The organism is Arthrobacter sp. TB 26, assembly GCF_000427315.1.
Lineage (GTDB): Bacteria > Actinomycetota > Actinomycetes > Actinomycetales > Micrococcaceae > Arthrobacter.
Genome location: NZ_AUPJ01000131.1, coordinates 1 through 2747, shown reverse-complemented (window position 1 = coordinate 2747; position 2747 = coordinate 1). Strand labels below are relative to the sequence as shown.

Below are 2747 nucleotides of genomic sequence, written 5' to 3'. Positions count from 1 at the left end.
CTCCGTCTTCCGTGCCGTGCCGCGGGAATGGCCCACCACCGTGGTCCAGCTGGTGTCCTTCACCCCGTGGCTGGTGCTGCCCGCGAGCGCCTCGCTGCTGTTCGCGGTGCTGGGCCGGCGGCGGTGGATGGCGGGCGCGGCAGCGGGTCTCGTGGCAGTGCAGCTCTTCTGGCTGGTGCCGCTGGACTACGCCCGGGCCGCGCCGGATTCCGGCGCAGGAACGGCCGAGGGCGCGGTGGAGGTGCGGGCCATGAGCCTCAATGCCAAACTCGGCAAGGCGGACGCGGCGGAAATTGTCCGGCTGGTGCGCGAGAACGGCATCACGCTGCTGACGCTCCAGGAATACACCAAGGCCCTCGAGGACCGGCTGGCCGCGGCCGGCCTGGCCGACCTGCTTCCGAACAGGATCAGCGCTCCTGCCGGCGGCGCCGCCGGGAATGCCGTCTACTCGGTCCACGGGCTGGTGGCCGAGGGGAACGTACCCGAAGCGCATTTTCCGATGCCGATGATCCGGCTCACGGCCGAGTCCCACGGTGAGCGGGCCGTCGTCGAACTCACGAACGTCCACACCCGCGCTCCCGTGGGTGTGGGCCTGCCGAAGTGGCGCAGTGACCTCGCGGCACTCGGCCGCCTGGCATCCCGGCCCGGGAATGTGGTGCTGGCCGGTGACTTCAATGCCAGCTATGACCATGCCGAGTTCCGGCGGCTCCTGGAAGGCGGGGGTGGGACGTCGGTGGACGTGGGGATGGCCCAGGGTTCCCGCCTGGTCCCCACTTGGCCGATGGACGATGTGCTGCTTCCCGGCATCACGATCGACCATCTGGTGACCAGCCCGTCGGTGCGCAGCGCGGCCTACACTGTGCACCGGGTGCCCGGAACGGACCACGCCGCCATTATGGCGACGCTGACCGTCCCGGCAACGGCCAGGCGTTCATCCCTGGGATGACGGGGGGCAGCTCAGCGTCCTGGCGTGAGCTCGAAGCTGCGCGGCAGCTTCATGCCTGAATCGTCCATGACGTCCCGCAGACGGTCCGGGTAGTCCGTGATGAGGCCGTCGACGCCGTCGGCGATGAGGGCGCGCATGGTGGGCTTGTCGTCAACAGTCCAAGGAATGACCTGCATGCCGGCGGCATGGGCGCGGCTGACCATGTCGGCGGTGACATACGGGACGTAGTCCTGATCCGTGACCGCGCCGTTCTGGGGCATGCCGTGCACCGGGGAGATGGCGTTGACGCCGAGGGAGGCCGCGGCTGCGACCAGGTCCCCGCCAAAGTCGTCCGCATCGATGCCGCCGAGCCACGGCGAACTGCCAGGCTGGCCCACCTGAAGGAAGTCCTTGTTGGTCAGGGCAACGGTGGGGATCTGCGGCTGGCGCTCGCGGACGAGGCGCAGCGATCCCCAGTCGAAGCTCTGGACCGAAACCCGGCTTTGCATGTGGGCCTTGTTGATTTCCGCCAGGGCGACTTCCACGAACTGTTCACGCGGGGCGGTCTCGTCCGGGGCGCCGGCTTCGACCTTGGTTTCGATGTTGAACCTGACCTGGCTGGCCCGGTAGGAATCTGCCAGGGCAAAGACCTCGGCGAGCGTGGGCATCCTGGCACCCGGGGATGCCACCTGGCCCGGGAACTGCGGCTGGGTCAGCGAACCGCAGTCTAGGCTCCGGACCTGGGCGAACGTCAGGTCCTTGATGTACTTGCCCACATAGGGAAACTGCGGGTCATCCGATGTCACGGGCGCCGTGTCCTGGCACTTCTTTCCGCTGATCCTGCGGTCGTGGGTGATCACCTCGCGGCCGTCTTTGGTGATCTGGAGGTCAAGCTCCAGGGTCGAGACGCCGGTCTCGATGCCCTTCGCGAACGATGCCAGCGTCGACTCGACGGTGAGGCCGATGCCGCCGCGGTGCGCCTGAAGGTCAAAGTGGTTGGAGGCGCCTGGGTCTGACCCGGTGGCACGGGTGTCGGTGGCGTGGGCCTGGGCCGAGGTGGCGAGGAGCAGGGCTGCGCTGAGTACGGCAGCGCCGAGCTTCGTCGTGGTTCGCATGGGAAAGAGTCTCCACTCTGGTGGTGTGCAGTTGCACCCGCCACGGTCCCCGGCCGCGGCCAACATCGGGCCACCCCTGCCCCACGGCAGGGGCAAGCGTAGATGAACGCCAGGCGTCCCTTCTCCGGCCGGCCCCGCCGGACCCCGCCTAGCCCTTGCGGATCAGCTTGTAGTTGGCGGCCTGCGCGACCGGGCGGATCACGATCTGGTCGAGGTTGACGTGGTGGGGTGCCGTGACGGCGTACCGGACGACGTCGGCGACGTCCGCCGCGGTGAGGGGCTTCTCGACCCCCTGGTAGACCTTGGCGGCGGAGGCCTGGTCGCCGAGGCGGTTCAGGGCGAACTCCTCGGTCTGGACGAGGCCGGGCGCCACCTCGATCACGCGAAGGTTGTGTTCGGCTTCTTCGAGGCGCAGGGCCCCGGTGAGCGCGTGCTGGGCGAACTTCGCTGCGTTATATCCGCCGCCGCCCTCATAGGCGGAGAGTGCCGCCGTCGACGTCAGGTTCAGGACGGTGCCTTCACCGCAGGCGCGCAGCATCGGCAGGAACGCCCGGGTGAGCTTCATGGTGCCCAGGACGTTGACCTCGAACATCCATTCCCAGTCCTCGGTCTTGGCCTCGGCCACCTTGTCGGCGCCGCGTGCGCCGCCGGCGATGTTGATCAGCGTGTCGATGCCTCCGGCCCGGGTCACCTCGTCGACCAGCCGG

Annotated in this window: 3 protein-coding genes; 1 reads left to right on the top strand and 2 read right to left on the bottom strand. The window is 68.8% G+C overall.

The window, feature by feature from the left end; all coding sequences use genetic code 11:
• Positions 1-946 (top strand): endonuclease/exonuclease/phosphatase family protein (locus K789_RS0104150; protein ID WP_024365653.1); only part of this gene is annotated, 946 nt, incomplete at its 5' end.
• Positions 947-957: 11 nt separating this feature from the next.
• On the opposite strand, the gene K789_RS0104145 is transcribed toward K789_RS0104150, so the two are convergent.
• Both K789_RS0104145 and K789_RS0104140 read right to left on the bottom strand, forming a co-directional pair.
• Positions 958-2040, bottom strand: coding sequence for a glycerophosphodiester phosphodiesterase (locus K789_RS0104145; RefSeq protein ID WP_024365652.1), 1083 nt, complete (start codon positions 2038-2040; stop codon positions 958-960).
• A 148-nt stretch (positions 2041-2188) separates the two neighbouring features.
• On the bottom strand, positions 2189-2747 hold a 559-nt coding region (locus K789_RS0104140; RefSeq protein ID WP_024365651.1), incomplete at its 5' end, for an SDR family oxidoreductase.